Genomic DNA, 16,955 nt, shown 5'->3' on the forward strand with positions numbered 1-16,955 from the left:
AAAAATTAAACAAGATATAGACTATTGATAATTAATGAATTTTAAGAGTGGGTACCATATTTACAAAACGTCTATAAAAAACTCATTTGATAAATACATCCCTTTATCTGTAAATCTATAATTATCTAGATGTTTTTCTATAATCATATTAGATATAAATTTTTTCAAAGTTTCAGCATACTTAAGCTCAAAATCTATATTAAATTTTTCTTTATATTCTTTAGTATCTATCCCCTCTTTAGTTCCCATTTTTAAAATTATATATGTTTTTTCTAATTTTTCACCATCTAAAAGATCTTTTTCACAGCAAGGGATTTCTTCCAAATTAATTTTATCAAAATACTTTTCAAATTCTAATTCATTTTTATATAATAACCCTTTAATAAAACTACTAGCCCCAAGTCCGATACCTATATATTCATCTAAATTCCAATACTTATAATTGTGTTTAGATTCATATCCTTTTTTACAATAGTGATTAATTTCATAATGAATATAGTCCGTTTTTTTAATAAAATTTTGAATAACTGACAATTCTTCCTCTTCTATATCGTTTAAATATCCATCATTTAGAGAGTAAAAAGAAAGATGAGGTATATCAACTAATTTTAAGAAATTTAATTCAGTAATTTGATTTTTATAAGCAAAATAAATATCTAAGTTAATGTTATAAACACCTTTATTGTTTATATATTCTATCATCTCTAAAATATTTTTTATTAAAATATCCCATTTTTCATTCTTAAAAGGAAATACTTTTATTGAAAATCTATTAACTCCACAGTCAATGTAATTTTTTATTTTTGATAATTCACAATATGGATTAATTTCAATAGTAATTTCACTATTTTTTTCTAGTTTCATACTATTTAATAAGGATGTTATAAAATCAGAATATATACAAGATGGGTCTCCTCCGCCAATATATACGGAATCAATATTATAGTTTTGGATATTCCTAATCTTCATTTCTTTATGTAAATTATCAAAATATTCTTTTTCATACAAATTCATCCCATAATAGGAATTAGTCTGTAAATAATTTACTTCTTCATTTCTAAATGGGATGTGTATATATAGTCCTATATTTTTATTTTTCATCGCCCTCATCATATTTTAGAACCGATAAAAATGCTTCTTGTGGCACTTGTACTTTACCAACAGCTCTCATACGCTTCTTACCTTCTTTTTGTTTTTCCAGAAGTTTTCTCTTACGTGATATATCTCCGCCATAACACTTAGCGATAACGTCTTTTCTGTAAGCTCTAACAGTTTCTCTAGCAATAACTTTTTGTCCTATTGCAGCCTGAACAGGAATTACAAATTGATGTTTCGGTATTTCATCCTTTAGCTTACTTGCTATTTTTCTCCCTCTTTCATAAGCTTTGTCCCTATGAACAATTATAGATAAAGCATCAACACTTTCTCCATTTAACAAAATATCTAGCTTTACTAAATCAGATTTTTCATATTTTAAGAATTCATAATCAAATGATGCATATCCCCTTGTTTTAGACTTTAACGCATCAAAGAAATCATAAATTACCTCATTAAGTGGTAAAACGTAGTTTATTTGAACTCTGTATTTGTCAAGATAAGTCATATCCTTAAACACGCCCCTTCTTTCCTGACATAATTCCATAATAGCCCCTATATATGATTCAGGAGTCATGATATGAGCTTCTACTAATGGTTCCTCTACATAGTCAATAAGTGTTTCATGTGGGAAATCTGTAGGATTTTGAATATCTTTAACTTCTCCACTATTCATGTGAACCCTGTAAATTACTGATGGAGCAGTTGCTATAATATCTAAATCAAATTCTCTATCCAATCTTTCTTGAATGATTTCCATGTGCAAAAGTCCAAGGAAACCAGTTCTAAATCCGTACCCCAAAGCCGCAGATGTTTCAGCTTCAAAATCTAAAGAAGCATCATTTACTTTTAATTTTTCCAAAGCATCTCTAATATTATTATATGATTCACCTTCTGCCGGATATAATCCTGAGTAAACCATTGGAATTGCTTTTTTATAACCCGGAAGCGGTTCAGCAGCCGGATTATTTAAGTCTGTAACCGTATCCCCTACTTGAGCTTGTTTAATATCTTTAATTGAAGCAACCACGTAACCTACATCCCCCGCAGATATAGCATCTGTCTTATATTCACCTTTCATTGAGTAACCAACTTCCGTTACATCAAATTTAGCTCCTGTAGACATCATCTTTATTTGTTGCCCCGGAAATATCTTGCCCTCCTTAACTCTAACATACATTACAACCCCTCTATAAGAGTCATAATATGAATCAAAAATCAAAGCCTTTAATGGAGCATTATCATCTCCTGTTGGAGCCGGAATTCTTTGAACAATAGCTTCTAACACATCTCCTATGTTTAATCCTTCTTTTGCAGAAACACACGGAACCCCTTCAGTATCTATAGCTAATATATCTTCTATCTCTTCTTTTACTTCCTCAATACGAGCAGATGGTAAATCTATCTTATTAATTACAGGAACTATTTCTAAATCTTGATCCATGGCCAAATATGTATTTGCCAATGTCTGTGCTTCTACCCCCTGAGTCGCATCAACAATTAGTAAAGCTCCCTCACATGCCGCCAAAGATCTTGAAACTTCATAATTAAAATCTACGTGTCCCGGTGTATCAATTAAATTTAATGTATATTTATGCCCATCCTTAGCTTCATAAAAAATTTTAATTGCTTTTAACTTAATAGTAATCCCTCTTTCTTTTTCTAATTCCATACTATCAAGCAATCTATCACTCATCTCTCTTTTTGTAACCGCACCGGTCTCTTCAATCAATCTATCAGCTAATGTTGATTTCCCATGATCAATATGAGCTATGATCGAAAAATTTCTTATAAATTCTTTGTTATCTTTCATATTTACCTTTCTGAACTAAAATTATGAATAACCTTTCCGTTAATACTTTTTATATTAACATTTCCCATAATTCTAGAATCCTTAGACATATCTTTTAACCTATTATCCCCCAAAACAAATACTTCATTATCCGTAACAAACCATTTATTTTGGTTGTATACCAATGTTTCCGTTCCTTTAATGTAACCTTCTATTTTTTGAACTCCATTAATAAAAACTTTACCGTTAACAATCTCTATAACATCTCCAGGTATACCTATAACTCTTTTAATATAATTTTTTTCATCATTTCCCTTGAAAGAAATAATATCATCATGATTTAAATCTTTAATATCTATACCTATTTTTTTAATTAACACTTTATCCCCTTGATAAAGTGTTCTTTGCATTGAATCTCCTTCTATTGATACTATGGAGAACAATAATTTATCAATAACAAAAGCTAAAAATATAGCAACTAAAATAACTATAGCTAAAATCTTTAGTAAATTAATAATCTTTTTTCTATTTTTCTTTTTTCGCTTAATTTTTTTTAATAATAATATATCTTCCAAAACTATTTAAGCAAACCAAATCCACTAAATGGATAAAATCTAAAGTTTGCAACCCCCTTTATTCTATCAAGTTCAATCGGTCCAAAAACTCTTGAATCAGTACTTCCATTTGGAAGCCTATTATCACCCATTACAAAATATTGGTTGTGACCTAATTTCCACTCGAATCCATTTATTGTTTCTGTATATTGTTGATTTATATATGGTTCTTCATAAACTTTACCGTTTATATATACTTTACCATCAATTATTTGAATATATTCTCCGGGTAATCCTATAATTCTTTTAATATAATCCTTATTTTCATCAAACTTCATTACAATAATATCTTTTCTTTTAATTGGGCTAAACTTCATCGTAATTTTATTTACCAAAACTCTATCATTATCATGAAGAGTATTTAGCATTGAACTTCCGGATATTCTGGTCGGTTCAAATATAAATGTTTTAATTAAAAATGCTAAAATTATAGCTATTAATATCGCTCTGGCCCATTCCATAATTATACTTGTTTTATTTTCTTTTTTCTCATTATAATCTGTATTTTTTTCTTCATTATTTAATTCATTAATATCTTTAACTTTTTCTTGATTATCTTCTAACTCTTGACGTTTATTTTCAGACATAATTAACCTCTTTCTATTTTTTCGATAATATATATTATATCATTTTAATAAAATTTTCTAAAGTATAAATAATATTTTTCTTGATTTAAATACAACATTTTGATATACTTATTGATGTTATCGAAATAGATTATTTACGGGAGGTGACTATATGGCAAATATTAAATCAGCAATAAAAAGAATTGATGTTACTAAAAGACAAACATTAAAAAATAGAGCTAAAAAAAGCGAATTAAAAACTTTAACTAAAAAATTTGATTTAGCTGTTGAAGAAAGTAGATTAGAAGATGCAACAAACTTATTAAAAGTTTTAGATAAAAAATTAAAAAAAGCTGTATCAAAGAGTGTTTTACATAAAAACGCTGCTTCAAGAAGATTAAGTAAATTAAGCTCAAAATTAGGTAAAGCTAAAGCTTAGTTAATAAATTAATATTGAATTTATAAAAGGTGCCTATGTGCATCTTTTTTAATTTTAAAATAAAAAATAGTAAACATATTCTACATTCACTATTTTTTCATACAAAATTCTAATATTAACCTTTCAATTATATCTTCGATTTTCCTTTTTGAAGTTTTAAAATTTCTCTCACTCTTAAAACAAAGATCATGAAGCAATAATAAATCCTTTAATTCATAATTTCTCACTAATTTATCAAGCTTTTTATATTCAAATGGCGATAAATTACAATAAGACTGACCTGTTTGAATATTTAATCGCTTATCATAACAGTCTTTTACACAAATCATATTTCTAACTTGGCGTATTATCATGTAATAAATCATCATTTGATCTTCGTTTTTCATCGTGCTATATGAATATAACGATTTTTTCAAATCTTTACTACTCATATAATCTAATAAACCAAATATTTTTTCCTCAAAAGTATCAATTATACTTTCTTCTATTTCATCATATGTTGGAGATTTACTCTTTATATTATTTAAAAGTTTTGATAATTCATTTTCCACTTCAAACAATGTCTTTTTAGAATCTCTATCTAAATATCTAAGTCTTTCTGTTATTAATCTAATAGAGTTAATATCAATACTAACGCCATTATTAATAAAAAATTTCCTTACAAAGCTAACAAAATTTTTTTGATCTAACCTTGAAAAACAATATATATGTCCAAATTTTTCTATTTGCTTTACAAATTTCCCCTTAAATAACTTATCTGAATTATAAACGAAAAATAAATATGTCATAGTATTGAATTTTTCAAAAAAAGATGAAATGTAATTTAGTAATTCTTCATATTTTTTTAATGAATCTTTGTTGAAATCACAATTATCTATAACAACCAATCTTCTATCAGACATTAAAGGAAGAGTTTCAACCATAGTTTGAAATTTTTCTTTCTCTAATGTTTGAAAATCAACTTTTTCATAATTAAAATCTAAAAAATCATTTCCAATAAAATCATTTTTCAATGTTTTTAAGCTCAAATCAAGAAAATATTTATCTTCCACTTGTAATAAGTTTATATTTTTTAAATTATTTTTATCTATGTTATTTAACAAATCTATATAATTCATGACTACCTCAAAAGTGTTTTAACATAAAAAATAGCTGTTGCTTAATAACTGGTAGTGTTATTTTGCAACAGTTATTCCATTTTAATAATTATCTTTAACATTTAATCTATTTAATGCTTTTTTCAAAGAAATTTCCGCTTTATCTATATCGGATGATTCTTTTGCTTCCTTAATACGTCTTTCAGCCCTTTCTTTAGCTTCTAGCGCTCTATTTTTATCAATTTCTTCTGTCCATTCACAAGCATCTGACATTATTGTAATTTCATTATTTTTATAAGTTAAATATCCCCCAGCAATAGCAGCATATCTAAACTCTCCATTAATTTTAATTTTTAATGCTCTTATATCTAACGATGCAATTAACGGAACATGATTTTTCAAAATTGCAAAATCTCCGTTTAAGCCTCTAGCTATCAACATATCAATACCATCATCATAAAACAATCTATCCGGAGTAACTATTTTTAAATGTAAATTTTCCATAGTTCCTCCTATTCCATAGTTTTAGCTTTTTCCACCGCTTCATCTATTGTCCCAACAAATAGAAATGCTCCTTCCGGCAAGTCATCATGCTTACCTTCTAGAATTTCTTCAAATCCTCTTATAGTTTCTTCAATTGGTACATATTTACCATTTAAGCCTGTAAATTGTTCAGCTACAAAGAATGGTTGTGATAAGAATCTTTGTACTCTTCTTGCTCTAGCAACTGTGATCTTATCATCTTCAGATAACTCATCCATACCTAAGATTGAGATGATATCTTGTAAATCTTTATATCTTTGTAATGTTTCTTGAACTTTTCTAGCACATTCATAATGTCTTTTCCCAACAATATCTTCTGATAAAATTCTAGATGTTGAATCTAGAGGATCTACAGCCGGGTAAATACCCAATTCCGAAATTGATCTGGATAATACTGTTGTAGCATCTAAGTGTGAGAATGTTGTAGCTGGAGCAGGGTCTGTTAAGTCATCCGCAGGCACGTAAACAGCTTGAACGGATGTAATGGAACCTGTTTTTGTTGATGTAATTCTTTCTTGTAAAGCTCCCATTTCTGAAGCTAATGTAGGTTGATAACCTACAGCAGATGGCATACGACCTAAAAGTGCTGAAACTTCAGAACCTGCTTGTGTAAATCTAAAGATATTGTCTATAAATAATAGCACATCTTGATTTTGTTTATCTCTAAAATATTCAGCCATTGTTAAACCAGTTAAAGCTACTCTCATTCTAGCTCCCGGAGGTTCATTCATTTGCCCAAATACTAGAGATGTCTTATCAATAACTCCTGATTCCTTCATTTCGTAGTAAAGGTCATTACCTTCTCTTGTTCTTTCTCCAACCCCGGCAAATACCGACAATCCACCGTGTTCTTTTGCTATATTATTTATTAATTCTTGAATTAAAACAGTTTTTCCTACACCGGCACCACCAAATAATCCAACCTTACCACCTTTTGCATATGGAGCCATAAGGTCAATAACCTTAATTCCCGTTTCAAATATTTCTGTTGAAGGTGATAAGTCTTCAAAAACCGGAGCTTTTCTATGTATTGGAGCTTTTTCAACTTTTTCCAATCCAGCTTCATTATCTATAGTTTCACCTAGCACATTGAAAAGTCTTCCTAAAGTCGCATTACCAACCGGGACTGATATCGGACCACCTGTGTCGACAGCTTTATCTCCTCTAACCAATCCATCAGTAGATGTCATAGCTATACATCTAACTACATCATCACCAATATGTTGCGAAACTTCAGCAATAATTGTTTTATCTTTATTTTTAATTTCAATGGCATTTAATAAATTAGGCAAGTTACCTAAAGAAAACTTAATATCAAGTACAGGTCCTATAACTTGGACTACTTTACCTATATTTTCATTCGCCATATTTATTCCTTTCTTCTTAGTTAAGAGCATTTGCTCCACCAACTATTTCAGATATTTCCTGAGTAATTGATGCTTGTCTTGCTCTATTAAATTCTAATTGTAAATTTTCAAGTAAATCTTCTCCATTAGAAGTTGCATTTTCCATAGCTGTACGTCTTGATGCTTGTTCTGAAGCAGATGATTCCAACAAACAGCCGTAAATTGTTACATTTACATATTGTTTAATCATTTGAGTTAAGACTGTAGAAACAGATGGTTCAAAATCAAAATCAAATTTTTTAATGCTTTTTTTCCCTTCGGCTTCAAATCCTGTAGCAGGCAATAATTTTATAATCTTAGGTACAAATGACACCATAGAATCAAATTTTGTATAAACAATAACTACTTCATCATAAACCTTTTCTATATATTTATTTGCAAAAAATGATCCCATAGCTGATGCATCTTCTATAATCGGATCATTATCAATATGTGTAAAATCCTTATTTACATCAAATCCTTTTCTTTTTAATAATTCTATAGATCTTATACCTGTAGTATAAATTACAGTATTTTCAGCATCACTATTTTTTACATATTCTAATGCCTTATTTACAGCATTTATATTATATCCTCCAGCAAGCCCCTTATCACTTGAAACCAAAATAACTGCTCTATTTTTAACTTCTCTTTTCTCCATTAATGAAGAATTAGCTGAAGTAGCAGCTAATATATCATTTATATTTTCAAACACTGTTTCAAAATACGGTTTAGTGATTTCCAATCTTTCCCTTGACTTTCTTAACTTAGCTGATGCAACTAATTCCATGGCATTTGTAATTTGCATTATGCTTCCGATACCTTGAATTCTTCTCTTAATATCTTTTGTACTTTGTGCCATTTTGCCCTCTTTCTAAGCATAAGATTTCTTAAATTCTACAATCATATCATTTATTTCTTGTTGTAATTCTTTTGAAAAATCTTCAGTTAAAATCTTCTCTCTCAATTCAAAATAATTATTTTGTGCATATTCAATTAAATTTGCTTCAAAATCTTTAATTCTTTCAACTTCAATATCATCTAATAGCCTATTTGTTGTAGCATATAAAATAATTACTTGATCTCTAACGTCAACCGGTGAATTTTGAGGTTGTTTCATTATTTCCATTACTCTCTTACCATGATCTAATTTAGATTTTGTTGATTTATCTAATTCTGAACCAAATTGTGAAAATGATTCCAACTCTCTAAATTGAGCAAGTTCAAGTTTAATACCGCCTGAAACTTTCTTCATCGGCTTTAATTGAGCTGATCCCCCTACTCTAGATACAGATAACCCCGAGTTTACCGCAGGTCTTTGCCCTGAGAAAAATAATTCTGATTCTAAGAATATTTGTCCATCTGTAATAGAAATTACATTTGTAGGAATATATGCCGAAATATCTCCGGCTTGTGTTTCGATAATAGGAAGTGCAGTTATTGAACCTCCACCCAATTTATCACTTAATTTTGCAGCTCTTTCCAATAATCTTGAATGCAAGTAAAATACATCTCCGGGATATGCTTCACGTCCCGGTGGTCTTCTAAGCAACAAGGACATGGCTCTATATGCAACGGCGTGTTTACTTAAATCATCGTAAACTATTAATACATCTTTACCTTGATGCATGAAATATTCCCCCATTGCCACACCTGAATACGGCGCTAAATATTGCAATGGTGCCAGTCTTGATGCAGATTCAGATACAACAATTGTATATTCCATCGCACCTTTCTTTTCAAAAAGATTTACAATACCTGCTACTGTAGACTCTTTTTGTCCGATAGCCACATAAATACAAATTACATCTTTACCTTTTTGATTAATAATTGTATCAGTTGCAATTGTAGTTTTACCTGTTTGTCTATCACCTATAATTAATTCTCTTTGTCCTTTTCCAATCGGTATTAATGCGTCTATAGCTTTTATACCAGTTTGAAGTGGTTCATTAACTGATTTTCTGTCTATAACTTGAGGCGCCGGAGATTCTACAGGTCTAAATTCTGTAGTTTCAATCTTTCCTTTACCATCAATAGGTTGTCCTAAAGCATTAACAACTCTACCAATCATATTTTCTCCAACGGGAACTTCAGCAATACGTCCCGTTCTCTTTACTTTTCCACCTTCTTTTAAGTTATTATCATCACCTAAAAGTACAGCCCCTATATTGTTTTCTTCAAGGTTAAGAGCCATTCCATATACCCCACCTTCAAATTCCAACAACTCTCCCGCCATACAATCTTCTAGTCCATGAACACGTGAAATACCATCTCCGACTTCAATAATTGTACCTTCGTCAACTATTTCAGTTTTTTGATCATATTTATCAATCATAGTTTTAATGATTGAACTGATCTCTTCCGGTTTTAGTTTCATCTATTCACCCTCTTTCTTTAAGTGAGCTTCTCAAAACTTCAAGTCTTGACTTAATACTATTGTCTATTCTCTTTCCATCAATAAATACGGAAATTCCACCAATTAGTGTTTCATCAATTTTATTTTCAAGCTCAACTTTTTTTTCGAATTTTTTTTCTAATATTAATATTAAATTGTTTAGATCAGATTGATCCAGCTTATTCGCTGAATAAACTATTCCTTCCGCTATATTTTTATTAATATTATAATTTTTTCTATATTCTTTTACTAATTCCTTAAATACTAAAAACCTTGATTTATCAATTAATACCTTTAGCAAATTTAATGTATCTACATCAATATCTGAAAAAACTTTTGATATTAATTGCTTTTTATCATCTTTTGTAACATTAGGATTTAACAATAATTGATTAATTTCTTCATATTCATTCAAAACTTTTTCAATTTCAAGTAAATCCTTTTTATGAATATCAAGTTTGTCCTTTTCTAAGGATAATGTGAAAAATGCTTCTGAATAAACTTTACTTACACGATTATTCATAAGACTCCTCCAAATCCTTAATAAATGATTTTACCAAGTTTTTATCAGTATCTGTATTTACCTTTTCTCTTAATACTTTTTCCGCAGCACTAATTGCCATATCAGCAATTTCATCATTCATTGATTTCATTACTTTGATTTTTTCAGTTTCTAAAGCTAATACACCTTTTTCATATTCAACTTTAGCCAATTCTTTGGATTCTTGTATTGCTTTATTTTTAATTTCTTCTCCATAAGATCTTGCCTTTGAAATGATTTCAGATGATTCTTGCTTAGCTTCTAAAATCTTTGTATCATACTCTGCTTTGATTCTTTGTGCTTCGGCATTAGCATATTCACTATCTCTTATACTTTTTTCAATAAATGCCTGTCTTTTTTCTAGTAAGTCCTTTACAGGTTTATATAAGAAATATCTAACAACTAAGAATAAAATCAATGTCGCTGCTAATTGTATTAATACTCCAGGAAACTCAGGAATAATCTTTACTTCAATTCCCATTTATATTCCTTTCTAAATACTTATATTATCCTAATAATGGTTTTAAGAATAATAATATTGATGCGATAATTAATGAATAAATACCTGTTGATTCAGCAACAGCACATCCTGTTAGTAAAACTTGTATGATATCTCCTTTTGCTTCAGGTTGTCTACCTACCGCTTCTACAGCTTTACCTGCTGCAAAACCTTGTCCGATACCAGGTCCTAACCCTGCGATCATTGCTATTCCAGCTCCTAAAGCTGACATCCCTAAAATAAACGCTTCACTACTAATGTTTCCCATATTTTCCTCCTAAATTTTTAAATAATTTCTCTATCTCCTATTGCCAATGATACATTTACCATTGTCAACATTATAAATACAAATGTTTGAATTAAGCCTGCAAAAACATCAAAGTATGCGTGGAACACCGGCGTAATAAATGGTGTTAAAAACACCGAGATACTATTTAGCGCCGCATAAAGTAATGTTGTTACTATGACCCCACTCAATATATTACCAAACAAACGGAATGATAATGATATTGGATTAGCTAATTCCCCTAATAAATTAATAGGTAATAAAACTGGTATGGGTTCAATATATCCTTTAAGATATGCTCCTATACCATTAAATCTTATATTATTAATATGTATCATCAATGTTGTAATTATTGCTAAAGTAAATGGCACTGTATAATTTGATGTTGGAGGTTTAAGACCTAACAACCCTAACAAATTTGATGTTGCTAAAAACATTGCCAAACTTGTAATATAAGGTGTAAATCCAACATTCGCTTTTCCCATGGTAACAGTAACCAGATTTTCCATTCCTTCAACAAAAATTTCCGCTAATAGTAAAATACCTTTCGGCTTTTCTTTAAAATTAGCACGTTTAGCTTTAATTCCTATAATTATGGAAATTAAACTCAAAACAAAAACAACAAGTACTGAATTAACTAATTCCGGAGAAATAGTATAAATTTTACCATTTAGTACAATATCTATACTAATGTTCATCTTTACCATCCTTTCTGACAGAATTATTTTTTCTTTCTTCGATAAAAGAAAACAAATTATTTATATAAAAAACAAATTTAATTGACAACATGCCAATTAAACATGTAAATATATTTAAATAAATTGACTTGGCTGCAATAAAAAATATTAATCCTGAAATTAAATACCTGACTGAATAATTTATAGCCATATACCTTTTAGCCTGTGCTTCACTTTTTTCAATTGCCACAACAATGTTAAGGTAAAGTATTTTAAAAAATGCTATACTAACAAATCCACCAAGTAAAAGTCCTAATATTTTAGGCAGAACCTTATCAAAAAATATCAATATAATAATACTTTCAACAATCAAAAGAATAAGAACTTTAATTATGATACTATTTACATATTTTTCATTTTCTATCACATTCTTTTTCACCTTTCTCAGTAGAATTAAGAGACATAATCAATTTATATGAATTAATAAATCCTGATGCAACACCCATTATTAACAATATTATAGAAAATATCCATTTAGTCCCAATCCATTTATCAATATAATTACCAAGTAAAAGTCCTAAAATAATAGGAACAGACATAGTAATTGCTAATTGTGTAATTAAAACTAAATTTTTCATATTTCACCTCTTGTCTATTACATTTTATCTAATAATGAAGCAAATATCAATAATAAATAAAAACAAAAAATGTTACAATTATTTAATTAAAATTGAATATTCAATTTTAATAATAATATAAAATATTCAATTACATTTTATTCTTCTTTATTTAAGCAACCACAATAAATTTCCAAAATTAAAGTATCTGCAATTCCTAACATTCCATCAAAATATCTTGGTTTTTGTGCAAATTCAATTATTAAATTCTCAGATAGTTCTATAATTAAATCTCTATATTTTTTTTATTATACATAAACAACAATTTTATAAATCCTGCACTCCCTGAATCAATGTAAGGAGATCCTGTATTACTTCTTATAGGGGTAACCCTATTACCATTTATTGTAATTAATTTATTAATAATTTTATTTATTCCGTAATCAACTAAATAAGGATTATATGATTTACCTTTCGACTTAATATAATTAAATAAAACCCCTGAAAGTCCATATATTCCTAATCTGTTTCTTTATCAAACATATATATAATATTTTCAAATTCATTAAAATTATATTCATTATTAAATTCAATAAATATATTATTTTTTATATTAATTTTGTATTAAAATATTAGCAAAATTCTAAAATATTAACCTTCGATTTATCTTACAAAAACTTGCAATATTGTAAAAAAACAAAAATCCCACTAGCCACCTCAGCATCTACTTCGCAGCGAGGACTCGTGGCTTTATGGGATTTTTGGTTTTATTTTTTATTTAACTTCAATTTCACAACTTTATCATTCAATGGTATTTCATCTTCAAATAATTCAATTTTTTCTAATTTAACAGCCAAAGTTTCCTTCATTATTTCTGAACCAAATGATTCTAATACAGAACTTAATTCATCGTCTGCTTCATAAAAAATTTCAATTGAATCCATTACTTCATACCCGTTAGATTTTCTCATTTGTTGAACTTTTGAGATGAATTCTCTCATGTAACCTTCTTTTAATAACTCAGGTGTTAATTCTGTATCTAAAATTACAAATAGATTTTTATCCATCTTAATATCAAAGCCTTCTTTACTTGAGATTCTAATATCAACATATTCTTTCTTAATTTCAAATTCTTCACCGTTAATATCCATCATTAAAGAACCTTCTTCAAGTTTTTCAACTAACTCTCTAGCATCGGCATTTTTTAATACTTGACCAAATTGACCTACATATTTGCCCAGTATAGCTCCTGCAATCTTAAAGTTTGGCTTTAATTCAAAATTCATAAATTCTTGTATGTGATCACTGAAAACAACTTCTTTAACATTCAACTCTTCTTTAATCAATGAAACTAGAGTTTCTAAATCATTTTTATACTTTTTATCTAATAGAATTTCGCTAAGCGGTTGTCTTACTTTAATAGCAGCATCTTCTCTTGATGATCTACCAAGTGTAACAATTCTTCTTGCTATATCCATCTTTTCTTCCAATTTTTCATCGATTAAACTTTCATCTAACTGTGGTAATTTTTCCAAATGAACTGATTTTTCTCCAACAAGTTTTCTATATAATTCTTCAGAAGTGAATGGTATCATAGGAGCAAGTAATTTTGTTAGTCCAACTAATACTTCATAAGTTGTATTGTATACTGATTTCTTATCATCATTTATTTCCGATTTCCAGAATCTTCTCCTATTTCTTCTAATGTACCAATTTGATAAATCTTCAACTAGAAAATCTAATACTTTTCTTGCAACATTAGTATATTCAAATACATCCATTTCCCTGTCATAATATTTAATTAATGAATGATATTTTGAAATTAGCCATCTGTCAATTTCAGGTCTATCCTTATAGTCTACAAAAAATGATGTAGGGTCAACCTTATCTGTTTGTGCATATAATTGGAAGAATGAATATGTGTTTCTCAATGTTCTAAATAATTTAGCTTCAACTTCTCTTACACCGTCTTCATCAAATTTTGTTGGCACCCATGCCGGTGAAACATAAATTGAGTAAAATCTAATTGCATCTGCACCATGTTTGTCAAACATTTCAAATACGTCAAGAGTATTTCCTCTTGATTTAGACATTTTCTTCCCTTCTTTGTCTAAAACTAAGTCATTTACTAAAACGTTTTTATATGGTGCAACTCCCTTATACATTGTTGAAATTGCCATCAACGTATAGAACCATCCTCTTGTTTGATCTATTCCTTCTGAAATAAAGTCAGCTGGAAACAGATTTTCAAATTTGTCTGTATTTTCAAACGGATAATGATTTTGCGCGAATGGCATTGCTCCTGAATCAAACCATACGTCCATAACATCCGGGACTCTTGTATATACTGAGCCATCTTCACCTCTTAAGTGAATATTATCAACAAATGGTCTATGCATATCTAAAGTTTCAATATTAACATCTTCTATTGCCTTTTCCGCTAATTCTTTTCTTGAACCGACAGTCATGATATCACCAGCTTCATTTTTCCAAACAGGAAGTGGAGTCCCCCAATATCTTGATCTTGAAATTGCCCAGTCTTTTAGATTTTCCAACCAATTTCCAAACCTCTTTTCTCCTGTAAATGCTGGGAACCAGTTTACACCTTTATTGTTTTCAACCATTTTATCTTTAACATCAGTTACTCTCAAGTACCATGATGGTTTTGAATAGTAAATCAGTGGTGTACCACATCTCCAACAATGTGGGTAATTGTGTTCCATTTTTTGTTTCGAAAATAATTTATTATTTTCTCCAAGGTAAATTACGATATCTAAATCACAATCCATTACAAATTTACCTTTCCATGGTGTTTCCTTAAATTTACCTTCTTCATCAACCGGATTTACTAATGGTAAATTGTACTTTAATCCTACTTGATAGTCATCCTCACCAAATGCAGGTGCAGAGTGAACTATACCCGTACCATCTTCAATACTTACATAGTCAGCTAATGTTACAAAAAACGCCTTTTTATTAACATTGATATATGGAAGAAGTTGTTCATATTCCATATATTCCATATCTTTACCTCTTAAATTTTCAACTACTTCGTAATCTTCACCAAGAACTTTTGTAGCTAATTTTTCAGCAAGATAATAGTACTCATCACCTTTCTTAACTTTTACATAATCAATTTCCGGACCTACAGTCAAAGCAACGTTTGAAGGTAGTGTCCATGGAGTTGTTGTCCACGCTAAAAAATATTCATTTTCTTTATCTTTTAATTTAAATTTAACTGTTGCAGTTTGAGATTTAATAATTTTATATCCTTGTGCAACCTCATGAGAAGCAAGTCCTGTACCACATCTTGGACAATATGGTAAAATCTTAGCTCCTTCATATAGCAATCCTTTTTTATTAAAATCATCTAATAAATGCCATGCTGTTTCAATATAATCATTATCCAATGTAATATATGGATTATCCATATCAGCTAAAAATGCCATTCTATCTGACATATCTTTCCACATTCCACTATATGTAAATACTGATTCTCTACACACTTTATTAAATTTTTCAACACCATATTCTTCAATTTCTTTTTTTGAATTTAGGTGTAATTTCTTTTCAGCTTCAATTTCAACAGGCAATCCGTGAGTATCCCATCCTGCCTTTCTTTCAACATAATATCCTCTCATAGTTTTATATCTACAGGTCATATCTTTTAAGGTTCTGGATATAACGTGATGAATACCGGGTTTGCCATTAGCTGTTGGTGGTCCATCAAAAAATACATAACTAGGTCCATCTTTTCTAGTTTCTGTTGATTGTTTCAACAAATCAATTTCTTTCCAATAATCAGAAATCTGTTTTTCTCTATCTTTAACGGAACTTTCTGATAATGCTTCAAATTTCATAACTACCTCCAATTTTTATTTTTACATTATATTTTACACATTTAGTAGGAATGTTAATAATTTCAATTTAATTAATATTATAAATAATTGCGTTTGACGTACTTTTGTCTTCAGTCGATGCTTCGCATCGTCTGATACTTCTCCCTTACGTCATTTCCCGCCTGCTACCTTCAATTCAAAGCTCCCTCTTCGGTCGCTTTTCATTGGGTAGCTTTGCGTTTGACGTACTTTTGTCTTCAGTCGATGCTTCGCATCGTCTGAGCGACAAAGTTACGTCATAAAAAAATCCCTGCAAAATGCAGGGACGAAAATCCGTGGTACCACCCAAATTTACTATTTATAATAGCCTCATAGCATAACGCCGCCAAGCGAATTTCCTTAATTATTTCAGGAAATTATCTCATAAGTGATTTTCATTAATAGCTTCAGTATCTTTTTCAGCTAACAAGATCTCTCTATTCATCCACAATTAATTACTGTCTTAGTCTCAGATTTTCATATCATTTTAATAATATATATTTTTCATGATTTTGTCAATTTTTTAATATT

Annotated in this window: 17 protein-coding genes and 1 other annotated feature; of the genes, 1 reads left to right on the forward strand and 16 read right to left on the reverse strand. The window is 29.2% G+C overall.

Annotation, left to right across the window (positions count from 1 at the left end; all coding sequences use genetic code 11):
• Nucleotides 1-60: 60 nt before the first annotated feature.
• From EQF90_RS07260 to lepB (EQF90_RS07275), 4 genes are read right to left on the reverse strand one after another with little or no spacing between them, the layout of a single operon-like run.
• Nucleotides 61-1,101, reverse strand: a complete 1,041-nt coding sequence (locus EQF90_RS07260; protein ID WP_167604124.1) for a hypothetical protein — start codon at nt 1,099-1,101, stop codon at nt 61-63.
• A complete protein-coding gene (gene lepA, locus EQF90_RS07265) occupies nt 1,091-2,908 on the reverse strand; it encodes a translation elongation factor 4 (RefSeq protein ID WP_134711932.1) in 1,818 nt (605 codons plus the stop codon). The genes EQF90_RS07260 and lepA overlap by 11 nt, the downstream gene beginning before the upstream one ends.
• Before the next feature lie 2 nt (nt 2,909-2,910).
• On the reverse strand, nt 2,911-3,462 hold the full coding sequence (lepB, locus tag EQF90_RS07270) for a signal peptidase I (protein WP_167604122.1): 552 nt from the start codon (nt 3,460-3,462) through the stop codon (nt 2,911-2,913).
• A gap of 2 nt (nt 3,463-3,464) precedes the next feature.
• Entirely contained in the window at nt 3,465-4,088 is a 624-nt protein-coding gene (gene lepB / locus EQF90_RS07275; RefSeq protein ID WP_245151240.1) for a signal peptidase I, read from the reverse strand.
• A 151-nt stretch (nt 4,089-4,239) separates the two neighbouring features.
• On the opposite strand from lepB (EQF90_RS07275), the gene rpsT reads away from it, so the two are divergent.
• The gene (rpsT, locus tag EQF90_RS07280) at nt 4,240-4,506 is read left to right on the forward strand and encodes a 30S ribosomal protein S20 (protein WP_134711930.1); all 267 of its coding nucleotides are present in this window, start codon (nt 4,240-4,242) and stop codon (nt 4,504-4,506) included.
• 89 nt (nt 4,507-4,595) lie between these two features.
• Here the strand turns inward: rpsT and holA are convergent, their stop codons facing one another.
• From holA to ileS, 12 genes are all read right to left on the reverse strand, one after another.
• Nucleotides 4,596-5,624: a DNA polymerase III subunit delta gene (holA, locus tag EQF90_RS07285; protein WP_134711929.1), complete on the reverse strand. Its 1,029-nt coding sequence runs from the start codon at nt 5,622-5,624 to the stop codon at nt 4,596-4,598.
• 81 nt (nt 5,625-5,705) lie between these two features.
• Nucleotides 5,706-6,107 carry a F0F1 ATP synthase subunit epsilon gene (locus tag EQF90_RS07290; protein WP_134711928.1) on the reverse strand — a complete coding sequence of 134 codons (402 nt, stop codon included), beginning with the start codon at nt 6,105-6,107 and terminating at the stop codon, nt 5,706-5,708.
• A gap of 8 nt (nt 6,108-6,115) precedes the next feature.
• Complete coding sequence (gene atpD / locus EQF90_RS07295) at nt 6,116-7,543, reverse strand: F0F1 ATP synthase subunit beta (protein WP_425330694.1); 1,428 nt, start codon at nt 7,541-7,543, stop codon at nt 6,116-6,118.
• On the reverse strand, nt 7,530-8,393 hold the full coding sequence (gene atpG, locus EQF90_RS07300) for an ATP synthase F1 subunit gamma (protein WP_134711927.1): 864 nt from the start codon (nt 8,391-8,393) through the stop codon (nt 7,530-7,532). Before atpG ends, atpD begins: the two co-directional genes overlap by 14 nt.
• Before the next feature lie 12 nt (nt 8,394-8,405).
• Complete coding sequence (gene atpA / locus EQF90_RS07305) at nt 8,406-9,908, reverse strand: F0F1 ATP synthase subunit alpha (protein ID WP_134711926.1); 1,503 nt, start codon at nt 9,906-9,908, stop codon at nt 8,406-8,408.
• A 4-nt stretch (nt 9,909-9,912) separates the two neighbouring features.
• The gene (gene atpH / locus EQF90_RS07310) at nt 9,913-10,449 is read right to left on the reverse strand and encodes an ATP synthase F1 subunit delta (protein ID WP_134711925.1); all 537 of its coding nucleotides are present in this window, start codon (nt 10,447-10,449) and stop codon (nt 9,913-9,915) included.
• Complete coding sequence (gene atpF, locus EQF90_RS07315; protein WP_134711924.1) at nt 10,442-10,948, reverse strand: F0F1 ATP synthase subunit B; 507 nt, start codon at nt 10,946-10,948, stop codon at nt 10,442-10,444. The genes atpH and atpF overlap by 8 nt, the downstream gene beginning before the upstream one ends.
• A 25-nt stretch (nt 10,949-10,973) precedes the next feature.
• Nucleotides 10,974-11,234 (reverse strand): ATP synthase F0 subunit C, encoded by a 261-nt coding sequence (gene atpE, locus EQF90_RS07320; RefSeq protein ID WP_134711923.1) that lies wholly within the window; start codon nt 11,232-11,234, stop codon nt 10,974-10,976.
• 17 nt (nt 11,235-11,251) lie between these two features.
• Nucleotides 11,252-11,950 (reverse strand): F0F1 ATP synthase subunit A, encoded by a 699-nt coding sequence (atpB, locus tag EQF90_RS07325; protein WP_134711922.1) that lies wholly within the window; start codon nt 11,948-11,950, stop codon nt 11,252-11,254.
• Nucleotides 11,940-12,356: an ATP synthase subunit I gene (locus EQF90_RS07330; protein ID WP_167604120.1), complete on the reverse strand. Its 417-nt coding sequence runs from the start codon at nt 12,354-12,356 to the stop codon at nt 11,940-11,942. The genes atpB and EQF90_RS07330 overlap by 11 nt, the downstream gene beginning before the upstream one ends.
• Nucleotides 12,343-12,567, reverse strand: a complete 225-nt coding sequence (locus tag EQF90_RS07335; protein WP_134711920.1) for an AtpZ/AtpI family protein — start codon at nt 12,565-12,567, stop codon at nt 12,343-12,345. The genes EQF90_RS07330 and EQF90_RS07335 overlap by 14 nt, the downstream gene beginning before the upstream one ends.
• 746 nt (nt 12,568-13,313) lie before the next feature.
• Complete coding sequence (ileS, locus tag EQF90_RS07340; protein ID WP_134711919.1) at nt 13,314-16,406, reverse strand: isoleucine--tRNA ligase; 3,093 nt, start codon at nt 16,404-16,406, stop codon at nt 13,314-13,316.
• Between the two features lie 297 nt (nt 16,407-16,703).
• Nucleotides 16,704-16,904: a binding site (T-box leader), on the reverse strand.
• Between the last annotated feature and the right edge of the window lie 51 nt (nt 16,905-16,955).

The sequence above is a fragment of the Helcococcus ovis genome, assembly GCF_004524775.2.
Taxonomy (GTDB): Bacteria; Bacillota; Clostridia; order Tissierellales; family Peptoniphilaceae; genus Helcococcus; species Helcococcus ovis.